The 13574-nt window shown below is 74.0% G+C and carries 13 protein-coding genes and 1 pseudogene; 10 read left to right on the forward strand and 4 right to left on the reverse strand.

Annotated features, from left to right (window positions below; all coding sequences use genetic code 11):
- Positions 1–69 precede the first annotated feature (69 nt).
- Positions 70–870, forward strand: coding sequence for a response regulator transcription factor (locus V1J52_RS19895; RefSeq protein ID WP_330141241.1), 801 nt, complete (start codon positions 70–72; stop codon positions 868–870).
- 80 nt (positions 871–950) lie between these two features.
- Entirely contained in the window at positions 951–1973 is a 1023-nt protein-coding gene (locus V1J52_RS19900; protein ID WP_330141242.1) for a LacI family DNA-binding transcriptional regulator, read from the forward strand.
- On the opposite strand, the gene V1J52_RS19905 is transcribed toward V1J52_RS19900, so the two are convergent.
- Positions 1935–2663, reverse strand: coding sequence for a ScbR family autoregulator-binding transcription factor (locus V1J52_RS19905; RefSeq protein ID WP_330141243.1), 729 nt, complete (start codon positions 2661–2663; stop codon positions 1935–1937). The two genes, V1J52_RS19900 and V1J52_RS19905, sit on opposite strands and share 39 nt — an antisense overlap.
- Before the next feature lie 247 nt (positions 2664–2910).
- Between V1J52_RS19905 and V1J52_RS19910 the strand changes: the two genes are divergently transcribed.
- Both V1J52_RS19910 and V1J52_RS19915 read left to right on the forward strand, forming a co-directional pair.
- Positions 2911–3891 carry a ScbA/BarX family gamma-butyrolactone biosynthesis protein gene (locus V1J52_RS19910; RefSeq protein ID WP_330141244.1) on the forward strand — a complete coding sequence of 327 codons (981 nt, stop codon included), beginning with the start codon at positions 2911–2913 and terminating at the stop codon, positions 3889–3891.
- Between the two features lie 44 nt (positions 3892–3935).
- Positions 3936–4673 (forward strand): SDR family oxidoreductase, encoded by a 738-nt coding sequence (locus V1J52_RS19915; RefSeq protein ID WP_330141271.1) that lies wholly within the window; start codon positions 3936–3938, stop codon positions 4671–4673.
- Between the two features lie 180 nt (positions 4674–4853).
- Here V1J52_RS19915 and V1J52_RS19920 read toward each other — a convergent pair whose 3' ends face one another.
- The gene (locus V1J52_RS19920; RefSeq protein ID WP_330141245.1) at positions 4854–6083 is read right to left on the reverse strand and encodes a cytochrome P450 family protein; all 1230 of its coding nucleotides are present in this window, start codon (positions 6081–6083) and stop codon (positions 4854–4856) included.
- Between the two features lie 25 nt (positions 6084–6108).
- Positions 6109–6726, reverse strand: coding sequence for a TetR family transcriptional regulator (locus V1J52_RS19925; protein WP_330141246.1), 618 nt, complete (start codon positions 6724–6726; stop codon positions 6109–6111).
- Between the two features lie 431 nt (positions 6727–7157).
- Here V1J52_RS19925 and V1J52_RS19930 point away from each other — a divergent pair, with 431 nt between their 5' ends.
- Entirely contained in the window at positions 7158–7853 is a 696-nt protein-coding gene (locus tag V1J52_RS19930) for a response regulator transcription factor (protein ID WP_330141247.1), read from the forward strand.
- A 121-nt stretch (positions 7854–7974) separates the two neighbouring features.
- Here the strand turns inward: V1J52_RS19930 and V1J52_RS19935 are convergent, their stop codons facing one another.
- Positions 7975–8847 carry a hypothetical protein gene (locus V1J52_RS19935; RefSeq protein WP_330141248.1) on the reverse strand — a complete coding sequence of 291 codons (873 nt, stop codon included), beginning with the start codon at positions 8845–8847 and terminating at the stop codon, positions 7975–7977.
- A 648-nt stretch (positions 8848–9495) separates the two neighbouring features.
- On the opposite strand from V1J52_RS19935, the gene V1J52_RS19940 reads away from it, so the two are divergent.
- The 5 genes and pseudogenes from V1J52_RS19940 to V1J52_RS19960 all read left to right on the forward strand — a co-directional run.
- Positions 9496–10779 (forward strand): beta-ketoacyl-[acyl-carrier-protein] synthase family protein, encoded by a 1284-nt coding sequence (locus tag V1J52_RS19940; protein WP_330141249.1) that lies wholly within the window; start codon positions 9496–9498, stop codon positions 10777–10779.
- Entirely contained in the window at positions 10776–12125 is a 1350-nt protein-coding gene (locus tag V1J52_RS19945) for a beta-ketoacyl synthase N-terminal-like domain-containing protein (RefSeq protein WP_330141250.1), read from the forward strand. Before V1J52_RS19940 ends, V1J52_RS19945 begins: the two co-directional genes overlap by 4 nt.
- Positions 12122–12481 carry an acyl carrier protein gene (locus tag V1J52_RS19950; protein ID WP_330141251.1) on the forward strand — a complete coding sequence of 120 codons (360 nt, stop codon included), beginning with the start codon at positions 12122–12124 and terminating at the stop codon, positions 12479–12481. Before V1J52_RS19945 ends, V1J52_RS19950 begins: the two co-directional genes overlap by 4 nt.
- Complete coding sequence (locus V1J52_RS19955) at positions 12481–13407, forward strand: 4'-phosphopantetheinyl transferase family protein (RefSeq protein WP_330141252.1); 927 nt, start codon at positions 12481–12483, stop codon at positions 13405–13407. Before V1J52_RS19950 ends, V1J52_RS19955 begins: the two co-directional genes overlap by 1 nt.
- Positions 13397–13574 (forward strand): annotated as a pseudogene (locus V1J52_RS19960) (methylmalonyl-CoA carboxyltransferase); the annotation flags it as partial. The gene V1J52_RS19955 and the pseudogene V1J52_RS19960, both read left to right, overlap by 11 nt.

The raw sequence follows: 13574 nt of genomic DNA on the forward strand, positions 1-13574 counted from the left end.
AGGACCGTCTCCGCGCACCGCCGCGGCGGCGGCCACGTCCTCGACGGGACCGAGGAAGGACTCACCGTCATGAGCTCGCTTCTCCTCCTGACCAACGCTCTCCAGCCGTCGACCGAAGTCCTGCCCGCACTCGGGCTGCTGCTCCACAACGTCCGTGTCGCGCCCGCCGAGGGCCCCGCGCTCGTGAACACCCCGGGCGCCGACGTCATCCTCATCGACGGCCGCCGCGACCTCCCGCAGGTGCGCTCGCTGTGCCAGCTCCTGCGCTCCACGGGCCCGGGCTGCCCGCTGATGCTCATCGTCACCGAGGGCGGGCTCGCCGCCGTCACCGCCGAGTGGGGCGTGGACGACGTGCTCCTGGACACCGCCGGGCCCGCCGAGGTGGAGGCCCGGCTGCGGCTCGCGCTCGGCCGCCAGCAGCTCACGGTGGACGACAGCCCGATGGAGATCCGCAACGGCGACCTCTCCGTGGACGAGGCCACCTACAGCGCCAAGCTCAAGGGCCGCGTACTCGACCTGACCTTCAAGGAGTTCGAGCTGCTGAAGTACCTGGCCCAGCACCCGGGCCGGGTCTTCACCCGGGCCCAGCTCCTCCAGGAGGTGTGGGGCTACGACTACTTCGGCGGCACCCGCACGGTGGACGTGCACGTGCGGCGGCTGCGGGCCAAGCTGGGCCCGGAGCACGAGTCCCTGATCGGCACCGTGCGCAACGTCGGCTACCGCTTCGTCACCCCGGAGAAGCCGGACAAGGGCGACAAGGCCGCGCGGCAGCCGGCGTCCGGCGAGCGGACGGCCGGTCCGCCGGCGTCCCCGGCGTCCCCGGCGGTTCAGGGGACGGCCGGACAGGCGGCGCGCCCCACGCGCCGGTGAGACGCCCGCGCCGCGGGCCCCGGCGGGCCCCGGTGCCGCGCGTGACCCGGGAGCCGGTCCCCCCGCGTAGACTGCCCGCCGTGGCGAAGGTGACGCGGGACGATGTGGCACGGCTGGCGGGTACCTCGACCGCGGTGGTCAGCTACGTCATCAACGACGGTCCGCGCCCCGTGGCCCCGGCCACCCGCGAGCGGGTGCTCGCGGCGATCAAGGAGCTGGGCTACCGCCCCGACCGGGTGGCGCAGGCCATGGCCTCCCGGCGCACGGACCTCATAGGCATGATCGTCCCGGACGCCCGGCAGCCCTTCTTCGGCGAGATGGCGCACGCCGTGGAGCAGGCGGCGGCCGAGCGCGGGAAGATGGTCCTGGTCGGCAACTCCGACTACCTGGACGAGCGCGAGGTGCACTACCTGCGCGCCTTCCTCGGGATGCGGGTCTCGGGCCTGATCCTCGTCAGCCAGGGGCCCAGTGAGCGTGCGGCGGCGGAGATCGAGGCGTGGGACGCGCGGGTGGTGCTGCTGCACCGCCGCCCCGACGCGATCGACGACGTGGCCGTGGTGACGGACGACGTCGGCGGGGCGCACCTGGCGACGCGGCACCTCCTGGAGCACGGGCACGCCTACGTCGCCTGCCTGGGCGGGGTGGAGACGACCCCCGTGGTCGGCGACCCGGTCACCGACCACGTCGAGGGGTGGCGCCGGGCCATGCGCGAGGCCGGGCACCCGACCGAGGGCCGGCTGTTCCAGGCGCCCTACAACCGCTACGACGCCTACCAGGTGGCGCTGAAGCTGCTCGCCGGGCCGGAGCGGCCCCCGGCCATCGTCTGCGCGACCGACGACCAGGCCATCGGCGTCCTGCGCGCGGCCCGGGAGCTGCGCGTGGACGTCCCCGGGGAACTGGCGGTGGCCGGGTTCGACGACGTGAAGGAGGCGGCGCTCACCGATCCGCCGCTGACCACCGTCGCCTCCGACCGCACCGGCATGGCGCGGGCCGCCGTGGACCTCGTCCTGGACGACGCCCTGCGCGTCACCGGCAGCCGGCGCGAGCGCCTGCGCCAGTTCCCCTCAGCCCTGGTCGTCCGCCGAAGCTGCGGCTGCGACTGACACGGGCGCCCCGGTGCCCTCGTGCGCCGACAGCTCCCGGGCACGCTCCGCGCGCGCCCGGAACTCGTCGCGGACCCTCTGGTGCAGGAGGTCGGAGCCCTCGCAGCGCAACCGCGGGATGACCGCCGGGTTGGCCACGGCCGGCAGCAGGTGCTGCCACAGCTCGGTGATCCGCTCCCGCAGGTCCGCCCGGTTGGTCTTCGCCATGGAGAAGAGCTGCACACCCGTGTAGGAGCCGACGATCAGCTCGGCCGTGCGCCGCGGATCGACGTGCGGCAGCACCTCGCCCTGGCGCTGGCCCTCCCGCAGGCTCGTGGTGAGGACGTCGGCCCAGGCGCGGAACGGGTTCATGGGCGAGTCGTCGAACAGAGTCTCGACGGCGATGCGCGTGCCCGCCTGGAGGAGGGGGTCCTTCTGGAGCCCGTAGGCGACGGAATGGCAGAGGTCGATCACCCACTGGAGCGGGGAGCCGTCCGGGACGTTCGTCACGCCCATCGTCTGGTTGGACGTGATGGCGTCGGCAAGGGCCCGTTTCGAGGGAAAGTGGAAGTACAGGGCCCCCTTGGTCACCCCGGCCTGTTCGATGATCTCGGCGATGGTCGTCGCCTCGTACCCCCGCGCCCCGAAGACCTTGGCGGCGGCTTCCAGCACGGTACGACGCGTGCGGATGGCTCTTTCCTGCTTGGCCACTCTCTCTTCCTTCCGCGCCTGGTGGGTCCGGGTGCTCAGGACGCGTGGGGTACCCGTTTCAGGAGTAACCGTAGGTGAGATCGCTGTAGAAGCCAACTGTGCGGTTTGCAAAATCTCGGTGCGACAACAGTAAAACCGCAGGTGGTCGGGTGGGGCTCAAGTGGAACTCGACATTCTCGTTGACAAAACCTTCCCGACGGTTTTTTTATGGGAGCACTAACTCGCTGACAGAGGGGGGCAAAGCCGTATGAGTACGACGGAGCGTGTCAGCACATCCAGCACAGGACTGATCAGTGAAGCGTTCGGCGACGAGGAGGGCGCCGCCGGTCAGGAGCACCTCGTCAGACCCGTCCCCAAAGAACTCGTGCACTGCTGGAACGCGCGGCATGTGCTGCCGACGGCAGCGAGCCGCGAGGGGGACCACCTTTTCAGCGTAGCGGTCCGCTGGCCGCACAGCCACCAGCTCTACGGCCCGGGAACCGCCGCCTGGTGCGACCCCCAACTCGTCGGTGAGACGCTGCGGCAGTCGGGCATCCTGCTCGCCCACGTCGGCTACGGCCTGCCGCTCGGTCACCAGCTGCTGCTCCAGCGCATGACCTACGAGGTCGACGAACTCGCGCTGCTGCCCGTCGTCGGAGGTACGCGCCTGACCCTGCGGGCGTCCTTCCACGACGTCGTCCAGCGGGGCGGCGTCCTGCGGTCCGCGAGCGTCACGGTGACCCTGCACCGCGGAGGAGTGCAGGTCGGCACCGGGGCGTTCGACATGCAGTGCGTGCCCCCCACCGTGTACGCGCGGCTGCGCGCCGCCGCCCGGAAGTCCGACAGCCCCTCTCTGCCGGTCCTCCCCGCCGCCGTGCCCCCGGCCGCGGTGGGCCGGGTGCAGGCCAGGGACGTCATGCTGGCCCCCGGCGCCCCCCACACCTGGGTGCTGCGCGTGGAGCGCGACCACCCCGTCGTCTACGACCACCCGCTCGACCACGTCTCGGGCATGGCGCTCATGGAGGCGATGTGCCAGGCGGCCCGGCTGGCCGTGGCCATGCCGTCGGCGGCGGTCCCGGCCATGGACGCCACGTTCGTCGGCTACGTGGAGCACGACGAGCCCTGCCTGGTCACCGTGGGCGACGCCGAACGGATCGACGCCGACGGTTTCGTGGTGCCCGTCCGGGTCTACCAGCGCGGCCACGAGGCGGCCCGGTGCCGCTTCTCCCTGCGCGGGCCCGCCGCGTGAGCGGGGCCGGAGCCGGCGCGGGGGCGCTGGCGGGGAAGACCGTGATGGTCACCGGGGCGTCGAGCGGTATCGGGGCGGCGGCGGCCCGGCTGTTCTCGGCGGAGGGCGCGGCGGTCGTCCTCACCGCCCGGCGCGGTGCCGAACTGGAGCGGCTGGCCGGGGAGCTGACCGCGGCGGGCGGATCGGCGCTGGCCGTCCCCGGCGACGTGTGCAGCTCCGACGACGTGCGCCGGGTGGTCGAGGCGGCGGTCGAGAGGTTCGGGCGCCTGGACGCGGCCTTCAACAACGCGGGCTGGGGTACGCCCCGCACGCCGCTGCACCTCCTGCCGGACGAGGAGTACGACGCCATCATGGACGTCAACGTGCGCGGCGTCTGGAACTGCCTGAAGCACCAGATCCCGGTGCTGCTCGACAACGCGTCGGGGGGTTCCATCGTGATCACTTCCAGCGCCGCGGGTGTTGCGGCACCGGCGGTCCCCAGCGCGCCGTACGTCGCGGCGAAGCACGCCGTCATCGGGCTGGCCAGGGCGGCGGCGCACGAGTACGGCAGCCGGGGGGTGCGGGTCAACGCCCTGGTCGTCGGGGCCACGAGGACGGAGCTGATGCAGACGGCGTTCGACCACGATCCGCGTCTGGAGGAGTACGTGACCGAGTCGAGCATGCTCAAGCGCATCGCGGAACCCGAGGAGGTCGCGCGGGCGGCGGTGTGGCTGTGCGGCGACCACGCGTCGTTCGTCAGTGGGGCGGCCATCGCCGTCGACGGCGGGTGCACCGCTCTGTGAGAGCGCACGGCACTCTTCCGGGCCGCGGTGCCGGGCCAGCGGGCCGCCCGGCACCGCGGGACCGGCCACCGCACGGGGTCCGGCTGACGGCAAGACCGCCCCTCCACCCCACGGTTCGGCGGCTGCTGGGCCCCCCTCCCCGCGGCCACGCGGAGGGGGCGGCCCGCCATGCCGCGCGGTTCACGGACGGAGGACGACCTCCAGCGTCCGCGGCCCGTTGACGATGAACGACTCCAGCGGCTCCGGCCGCTGGTGCGGCGCGGCGAGCCGGAGCCCGGGGAAGCGGTCGAACAGGGCGGGAAGGGCCACCGCGGCCTCCAGCCGGGCCAGCGGCGCCCCCAGGCAGTGGTGGACGCCGTGCCCGAAGGCGAGGTGGCCGCGGGAGCGGCTCTGCCGGGTGACGTCGAAGACGTCCGCGTCCGGGCCGTGGCGCCTGGGGTCGCGTCCGGCCCCGTAGTAGGAGGCGACGATCGCGTCGCCGGCGGCGATGGTCACGCCGCCGACCTCGATGTCCTCCAGTGCGTAGCGCAGCGGCAGGTTCGCGGCGGGTGCGTCCCGGCGCAGGCTCTCCTCGACGACGTCCTCCCAGCCCGCCGTGCCCTCCCGCACGTGCCGCAGCTGCCCGGGGTGGGTGAGCAGGGCGAGGACGGCGTTGCACAGCAGGTTGACGGTGGTCTCGAAACCGGCTCCGATGATGAGCCGTAGCGTGTCCAGGAGTTCGCGCTCGCTCAGCGGTGCGCTGTCGCCGTCCCGGGCGTCGATGAGGGCGCTGGCCACGTCGTCGCCGGGCCGGGACCGTTTGGCGGTGACGAGCCTGGTGAGCAGGTGGTGGAAGCGGCGTTCGTTCTCGGCCGCCTCGGCGGCGGTCACGGTGGTGCGGAAGACGGTGCTCACCGGTTCCCGCAGCTCCTCGCGCGATTCCTCGGCGATGCCGAGCAGTTCGCAGATCACCTGGATGGGGAGCGGGACGGCGAACGCCTCGCGCAGGTCGACGGGGTGCCCGGCCGGGATGCGGCCGAGCGTGTCGAGCAGCGCGTCCGTGAGCTGGGTGACGCGGGGGCGCAGGGCCGCCGTGCGGCGTGCGGTGAAGGCCTGCGATATGAGCCGCCGCAGCCTGCTGTGCTCGGTGCCGTAGGCGGTGAGCATGTTGCGGATGTCCACCCAGGGGGTGAGCTGCCAGTCGCCGGGGACCTCACCGCTCGTCCACGCGGGCCAGTGCCGGTGGGCGTCCTTGGAGACCCTGGGGTCGGTGAGCAGACCGCGCAGCTCGTCGTACCCGGTGACCATCCAGGCGGGTACCCCGCCGGGCAGCTCGACGCGGGTCACGGGGCCCTGGCGGCGCAGCCGGGCCGTCTCTCCGGGCAGGTCGCGGCCTGCGGGGTCGATCGTGATCGGGCTGGCAGAGTCCATGTGCAACCTCGGTGGGGGAGCGGTTCTACTCGTTCTGTTCCGGGATGTGGGTGACACGGCGGACGCTGTTCTCCGCCGTACCGGCGGGGACTTCGGGCGGTCTGAGGCCGGAGAGCAGGTGCCAGATGCCGCTGACCGTCTCCTGGGACCACCAGGACGGGTCCTGGCGGCCGAGGGTCTCCAGGCCGATGGTCACGGCGGCGACGAGGTCCGAGGGGGCCCGGTTCCCGTCGGCCCCGGTGAGGTTGCGGCTCAGGAAGCGGAGCCATTCGCGGCGCATCCCGCCACCGTCCGCGTCCGTCTCCAGGCCGCCTTCCGCCTCCAGCCGCAGCCCGGCCCGCACCACCACGTCGCGGCGCAGCGCCGTCGTGAGCGCGCTGACGAAGCGGAACGTGGCGTCGAGGGTGGCGGGCTGCGGTCCGATGTGGTCCCGGGCGAGGCGGCGGACCCGGTTCCTCGCCTCCTCCCACACCGCGCCGACCAGCTCCTGCTTGGAGCCGAAGTGGAAGTACAGGGCCCCCTTGCTGACACCGGCCGCCCGGCTGATCTCCAGCAGCCCGCTGTCCCGCGGGCCCTTGGTGTCGAACAGCGCCGCGGCGGCGTCGATCAGCGACTGACGCGTCTGCTCCGCGCGTACCTGCATGAGCGGCTGCTCCTGTCTGTGTGCCAGAACGGTGAACGGGACCCTCCGTTCTGGCAGTGTCACCTCACGTCATTCTCGCCAGTCCGGCCCAGTGAAAAACCAACCGTAGGGCCGGTTTCATGTTCGGGGTCGGAGCGCGGCGGCGTGAGGGGCGGCTCGCGGTGGCATGCCCGTGGTGAGCCGTGCGCTGGAGGGAAGGGGGTGTCATATATACCTCAGAACCGGCATCCTGAGGGTTGGCGAGAAGTCGCCTTGGGTGACTGTTGACCGGGACTTGAAAAACAGCGCGTACGGTTTGTTATTATGGGGGCTGTTGTACCGGTGTCCGGTATACCGGTCAGGCTGGACGGCCACAGCTCCGTGCACACCGCGGCCGTCCGGGCGCCGGTCCCGACGGGCCCGGCAGTCGGCACGTCCAGTCAGGGGGAGCCATGCGAGTGCTCGTGGTCGAGGACGAGCAACCGAGCGCCGAGTCCCTCAGCAGGGATCTGCGGCGGTACGGTCACCACGCCTCAGCCGTCTCCAGCGGACGGTGCGCCCTGCGCGAGTACCGTTCGGCCGATCTGGTGCTCATGCGGCTGGAGCTGCCGGACATGGACGGGGCGGAGGTGATCCGCCGCATCCGTTCGTCCTGCGACACCCCGATCATCTCGCTCACCTACAGCGGTGAGCCCGCGAACCGGGTGCGCGGCCTCCAGGCCGGGTCCGACGACTGCCTGACGCAGCCCTGCGGCTTCCCCGAACTGCTGGCCCGGATCGAGGCGGTCATGCGCCGGGTGCGGCCCTGGCAGCCCGTCAGCCGGGCCATCGTGCGCGGCGGTCTGCGCATCGACGCCGCCATGCGCCAGGTCACCGTGGACGGCGTGCCGGTGGAGCTGACGCGCAAGGAGTTCGACCTCCTGCACTACCTGGCCAGCCGGCCCCGGCTGGTCATCCCGCGCCGCCAGTTGATGGCGGAGGTGTGGGAGACCCCCATGACGCACCTCACCGGCATGCAGGCGAGCCGCACGATCGACACGCACGTCAGCTCGCTGCGGGCCAAGCTCGGTTCGAGCGACTGGATACTGACCGTGCGGGGCGTGGGCTTCCGCATCGGTGACGGCGGACGGCTCGTGGCGGACGGCTGACGGCGGACGGCCGTCAGCGGGCGCGGGCGGCGGTGACGGGCGCGGCCCGGTGCCCCGCCCCCCCGGTGCCCCGCCCCCCCCGGGGCACCCGGCGCCGCGGCGCCCCCCTCCCGGTGAAGCGTCAGGCTCCGCGGCTCCGGCCGCGAGCGCCCAGCGTCGCCTGCACGTCCCCGCCGAAGTACTGGGTCCGCCCGGCCCGGCGGCGGCGGCGCCAGCGCTGCTCGCTGGCGTGCCGGTAGACGCTCCCGGAGGCGATCTGCCACAGCCGGGAGATCTCCGCCGTGGTCAGCCAGACGGCGGCGGGCTGCCGCGCCGGGGCGTGCTCGGCCCGCATGCGTTCGGCCAGCCGCGTCCACTCCCGCCCCTCCCAGCGGTGCTCGGGCGAGGCCGCGCAGCGGATCTCGCCGCCGCCCGTGCCGCTGCCCGCCTCGCCGTCCGCACTCAGCTCGGCCACCAGATCGCCCCCGCAGCCGGGCACCGTGCAGCGCCCCACGGTGACCCGGCGCCGGCCGCGCGCGCCCGCCACCCGCCAGGACGTCCGCACGAGGTGCGCCACTTCGCGGGAGACGTCGGCCGCCGCGGGGCAGCCGGTCAGCCAGTCGGCGTGCCCCAGCAGGAAGGCGCACAGCTTCGGCACCGACCGCTGGGGGGCGGGCAGCCCCCGGGCCTGGGCGACCGTCCCCGCCCAGCTGCTGAGCGTGCCGAGCACCGCGCCCCGCACCTCCGCGGCGGCGGCGTTGAACGGCATGCCCGGCAGGGCGCCGCCCGTCGTCCGGGTGCCCGCCGGGCCGGTGCGGTGGTCGCCGGCGAGCAGGCGGCCGCACTCCGCGTAGAGGCCGGGGAGCGCGCGCAGGTCGCGGTCGAGCGCCTTCGCGCACGGCGGACACAGCCCCCTGCCGGGAGCGCGGGGCCGTGGGCCGTCACCGGTGCCGCCGGCGCAGCCGGCGCCCGCGCACAGCTCGGCGGAGCGCCGTCGGGTCTGGTCGGCAGGCACCGGCACCATCCTCCAAGGCCCGCAGTAAAAAAGGGACGTGCTGTGCACGTCCATCAGAACACCCAGGTGAATAGCTCCGGAAAGTCTGCTTTCACTGGCCAGTCATTGTCCGGCTATGGCCCGATCGGCTTCCGCTTGACAATAATTTGTATACCCCGGCGGCGGTTTTTTCTTGACCCCGTCGGCGGTTGCGAAGAATATGGGTGATAACTTCCCGACACGTATTTCTGGAAGTGAGCGGCAGCGGGCGACGTGGCGCCGTCCCGTGCCCACTCTTGCCTGGCCGCGCATCTGAGCTGCGAAAACGGGGGACTTCGGCGGTGTGGTGACGCACCGGCGGCGCCTCGCGCCGCCCGGCTCGCCAGCAGCGGACTCCTGAAATGTGTCCGCCTGCCGACGGGCCTCGACCAGTGTCACCGCAACGCCTCGGGTCGCGCTCTTCCCCGGGCGCAGGTGCCTTCGCGCCCATTCGACCGCACACGTCGAGACGCCGTACCGGAAATGGCCGGTACGGCGTCTCGGCGTGCTTGCCGACGTATCCATCGGAGGAGAGATGACCATGCAGTGGCAGCACGTCCGGGAAACCGGGCGCGGGCAGCCGGACGGCCGGCTGCCCGCCGTGCCGGTCCGTCCCGCGGGAGGTGGGCGATGACCGCGCCCGCCGTCCGCCGGGTGGCGGTCACCGGGCTCGGGGTCCTCGCCCCGGGCGGTACCGGACGCAAGAACTTCTGGCAGCTCCTGACCGAAGGGAGGACCGCCACCCGCGCGCTCACGCTCACCCGCAGCGGTCCGGAGCACGGCCGGGTCGCCGCCGAGATCGACTTCGACGCGGCGGAGCACGGGCTGGCCCCGGCCGAGGCCCGCCGCATGGACCGGGCGGCCCAGTTCGCCGTCGTCGCCGCGCGGGAGGCGGCCGAGGACAGCGGCCTGGACTTCGCCGGGCTCGACCCCGCCCGCACCGGCGTCGCCGTCGGCTCCGCGGCCGGGCCGGTCACCAGTCTGGACACGGCCCTGCACCGGGTCACCGGACACGGCCGCTCGGAGGTGGCGGAGACGCTGCTGTCCAGCGCGGACGCCGCCGACCGGCTCGTCCCCGGCAACCTCGTCCGCGACGTGGCCTGGGCGGTGGGCGCCGAAGGACCGGTGACCGTGCTGTCCACCGGCTGCGCCGCCGGGCTGGACGCGATCGGGCACGCCGCCCGGTGCGTTAGGGAGGGCGTCGCCGACGTGATGGTCGCCGGTGCCACCGAGGCCCCGATCACCGGCGGCGTCCTGCGGGACCTGGACGCCGTCGGGGTCACCACCCGGGGCGACGGCGACCCCGCGGGCGCCGCACGGCCCTTCGCCCTCGGCCGCGACGGTTCGGTGCTCGGGGAGGGCGCGGCCTTCCTCGTGCTGGAGGAGCTGGACAGTGCCCGCGCCCGGGGCGCCCACGTGTACGCGGAGATCGGCGGGCAGGCGACCCGGCACACCGCCGGGCAGGTGACCGGCGTCCCCGAGCGGGGCGACGAACTCGCCGACGCCGTGACCCACGCCCTGCGCGAGTCGGGGCTCACCGCAGGGGACGTCGACTACGTCGGCGGCGCCGGGACCGGTCACCCGCGGCGCGACCTCCACGACGCCGCCGCGCTGCGGACGGCCCTGGGCGGGCACGCCGGGCGGATACCGGTCAGCTCCGTCAGCTCGATGATCGGCGACGCCCTCGGCGCCGCCGGCGCGCTCGCGCTCGCCGCCTCGGTGCTGGCCATCGAGCACGGCACGGTGCCGCCGACGGCGAACCTGCACGAGGCGGACCCGGCGTGCGGCCTCGACCACGTGCCGCTCACCGCCCGCGCGCACGACGTCGGCGTCGCGCTGACCGTCAGCGGCGGCGTCGGCGGATTCCTCAGCGCCATGGTGCTGACCGCACCGGGAAGGAGTGAGGCCCGATGACCGGCAACCCGGTGGTGACCGGACTCGCGGTCGCCGCACCCATCGGCCTGTGCCTGGAGAACTACTGGAGCGCCGCCCGGGCGGCCCGGCACGGCATCCGGCCGCTGAGCCCGGGACGGTTACCGGCCAGTGCCTCCGTGCTGGTGGCGCCCTTCGACGAGATCGAGCCGAGCGAGCACCTGCCCGGGCGGCTGATCTCCGAGACCGACTGGATCACCCAGGTGACGCTGATCGGCGTCGACTGCGCGTTCGCCGACGCCCGGGTACAGCCGTCGGAGCTGCCGCCCTACGGTGCCGGGGTCGTCATGACGGCCCCGGTGACCGGCGGGCCGGGGGCCGTCGAGCGTCGGGAGCCCGGCCGTCCCGGTGAGGCCGGGCCCAGCGACCCGGGGACGACGCCCCTCGTCTCGCTCCCGGCCCTGAGCGCCGCGCACATCGCCGCGCGGTTCGGCCTGAAGGGGCCGGGCAGCGTCATCACGGCGGGGCAGACGGGCGGACTGGACGCGGTGGGCCACGCCCGCCGGTCCGTGCGCTCCGGTGCCACGCTCATGGTGGCGGGCGGCTTCGACTCGCCGTTCGGCGCACGCGGCTGGCTGGCCACCCAGGCCAGCGGCAGGCTCACCCGGGGCGACCGGCCCGCACGCGGGTACCGGCCCTTCGACGGCGCCGCCGACGGCCACGTGCCGGGTGAGGGCGGCGCGATGCTCCTCCTGGAGGACGCCGGGCACGCGCGCCGGCGCAAGGCGCCGCAGATCTACGGGGAGATCGCCGGGTACGCCACGGCCTTCGACCCGGCGCCGGGCCGGGGCCGGGCGTCCGGTCTCCAGCGCGCCATCGAACGGGCGCTGGCCGACGCCGGGCTGGAACCGGACCGGATCGACGCCGTCATGGCCGACGCCGCCGCCGTGCCGGAGCTGGACCGGGCCGAGGCGGAGGCCGTCACCAAGGTCTTCGGCCCGTACGGCGTGCCGGTGACCGCGCCCAAGTCCCTGACCGGCCGGCTGGACGGCGGCGCCGGGATGCTCGACCTGGCCGCCGCCTTCCTGTCCATGCGGCACGGGCTGATCCCGCCGACCGCGAACGTGCGGCCCTCCCCGGACTACGACATCGACCTCGTGACCTCGCCCCGCGAGGCCCGGCTCGGCGCGGTGCTGCTCCTGGCCCGCAGCCCGGGCGGGTTCAACTCCGCGCTGGTCGTCACCCCCGCGCCACCCGGCCACCCGGCCGTCCGTCCCCACCTCCGCCCACGTCCCACCCCCCCCCACGTCCCACACCCCCCACCCGCACCGCATCAGGCCGGGCCCCACCGGTGGGGCCGGAACCGAACCGAAGGAGAAGCACCATGACACCGACCGCCACCTACCGCGACAGACTGCCGGACCTCGACGCGCTGCGCGCGGCCGCTCTGGAGGAGCGCACCGAGATGATCACGGCGTACCTCTGCCGGGAGCTGACCGAGTTGCTGGACGTCCCGCCCGCGCACCGGGTCAGCCGCAGCCGCCCCCTGCGGACGCAGGGCGTCGGCTCCATCACCGGCCTCCAGGTCAAGCGCCTGCTGGAGGTGGCGCTCCAGGTGGACCTGCACGTGGCCGACATCCTGTCGGGAGACTCCGTCAGCGAGCTGGCCGCCAAGCTGGCCGGGCGCCTGACCGACCGGCCGGGGAGCCCGGCGCCGCTGGCCGCCCCCGCCCTGGCCCGCTGATGGCCGCCCCCTACGCGTCGGGTGCGGTGCCGGGCCGCACACCCACCACCCTGTCCGTGGGCGAGGACGAGCTGCACCTGTGGATGCTGCGGCAGCCGTGGACGAGCCTCAGCTCGGAGCCGCTGATGACGGCGGAACTCGACGAGCACGAGCGGGACAAGGCCGACTCGTTCATGCGCGCCCACGACCGGCTGCTGTACACGGCCGCCCACATCGCCCTGCGCCGGCTGCTGTCGGCCTACTCCGGCATCCCGCCCGCGCGGCTGCGGTTCGCGCGGGAGCCGTGCGCCGAGTGCTCCGAACCCCACGGCCGTCCCGTGCTCGCGCCGGGCATGCCGCGGCTGCACTTCTCGCTGTCCCACAGCAGCGGGCTGGTGGCCTTCGGCATCGCGCGCTCCCCGGTCGGCATCGACGTCGAGAAGCTGCCCACCGAGGAGACCGTCGAGCTGTGCATCGCCGACCTGCACCCCAGGGAGCAGGCGGAACTGGCGGAGCTGACCGGCGAGGAGCGGCTGGCGGCCTTCGCGCGGCTGTGGACGCGCAAAGAGGCGTATCTCAAGGGCATCGGCACCGGGCTCAGCCGCGACCTCGCCCTGGACTACCTGGGCGGCGGCGTCGGCGGCAGGCCGTCGGCCAGTCCGCCCGGCTGGACGGTGCTGAACCTGCCGCCCGGCTCCAGCCACGTCACGCACTCCGTGGCGGCGGCCGTCGAGGGGAGCCGGGACTACTGCACGACGGTGCGCTGGCTCCGGGCGGACACGCTGTACGCGCCCGACCCGGCCGGCGTCATCACGAACGACGAACCACGGGTGTGCGCCACCCTGCCCGCCTCGGCCAGCGCGCGGAGCTTATCCGCCGTCGGGGCGGCGGCTCCCGCACCCCGTTCCGCAACGTCACGCAGAGATGAGGTCATTCATGCTGACTGAACAGCCCGCCACCACCGCGACCGACCCGCTGACCGAGTTCCAGGCCCTGCGGGAGACCGCCCGCCAGGGGCCCAGCGCGCGGGCGACGGAGGCGCAGCACGCCAAGGGCAAGCTGACCGTACGCGAACGCATCGACCTGCTGCTGGACAAGCACTCGTTCACCGAGA

The sequence above is a fragment of the Streptomyces solitudinis genome, assembly GCF_036323765.1.
Classification (GTDB): Bacteria; Actinomycetota; Actinomycetes; order Streptomycetales; family Streptomycetaceae; genus Streptomyces.

What these genes read in the sequence shown, in the direction of transcription:
- V1J52_RS19895 (WP_330141241.1), top strand. Translation starts at nt 70, where the DNA reads ATGAGCTCGCTTCTCCTCCTGACCAACGCTCTCCAGCCGTCGACCGAA.
- V1J52_RS19910 (WP_330141244.1), top strand. Translation starts at nt 2,911, where the DNA reads ATGAGTACGACGGAGCGTGTCAGCACATCCAGCACAGGACTGATCAGT.
- V1J52_RS19915 (WP_330141271.1), top strand. Translation starts at nt 3,936, where the DNA reads ATGGTCACCGGGGCGTCGAGCGGTATCGGGGCGGCGGCGGCCCGGCTG.
- V1J52_RS19920 (WP_330141245.1), bottom strand. Translation starts at nt 6,083, where the DNA reads ATGGACTCTGCCAGCCCGATCACGATCGACCCCGCAGGCCGCGACCTG.
- V1J52_RS19925 (WP_330141246.1), bottom strand. Translation starts at nt 6,726, where the DNA reads ATGCAGGTACGCGCGGAGCAGACGCGTCAGTCGCTGATCGACGCCGCC.
- V1J52_RS19930 (WP_330141247.1), top strand. Translation starts at nt 7,158, where the DNA reads ATGCGAGTGCTCGTGGTCGAGGACGAGCAACCGAGCGCCGAGTCCCTC.
- V1J52_RS19940 (WP_330141249.1), top strand. Translation starts at nt 9,496, where the DNA reads ATGACCGCGCCCGCCGTCCGCCGGGTGGCGGTCACCGGGCTCGGGGTC.
- V1J52_RS19945 (WP_330141250.1), top strand. Translation starts at nt 10,776, where the DNA reads ATGACCGGCAACCCGGTGGTGACCGGACTCGCGGTCGCCGCACCCATC.
- V1J52_RS19950 (WP_330141251.1), top strand. Translation starts at nt 12,122, where the DNA reads ATGACACCGACCGCCACCTACCGCGACAGACTGCCGGACCTCGACGCG.
- V1J52_RS19955 (WP_330141252.1), top strand. Translation starts at nt 12,481, where the DNA reads ATGGCCGCCCCCTACGCGTCGGGTGCGGTGCCGGGCCGCACACCCACC.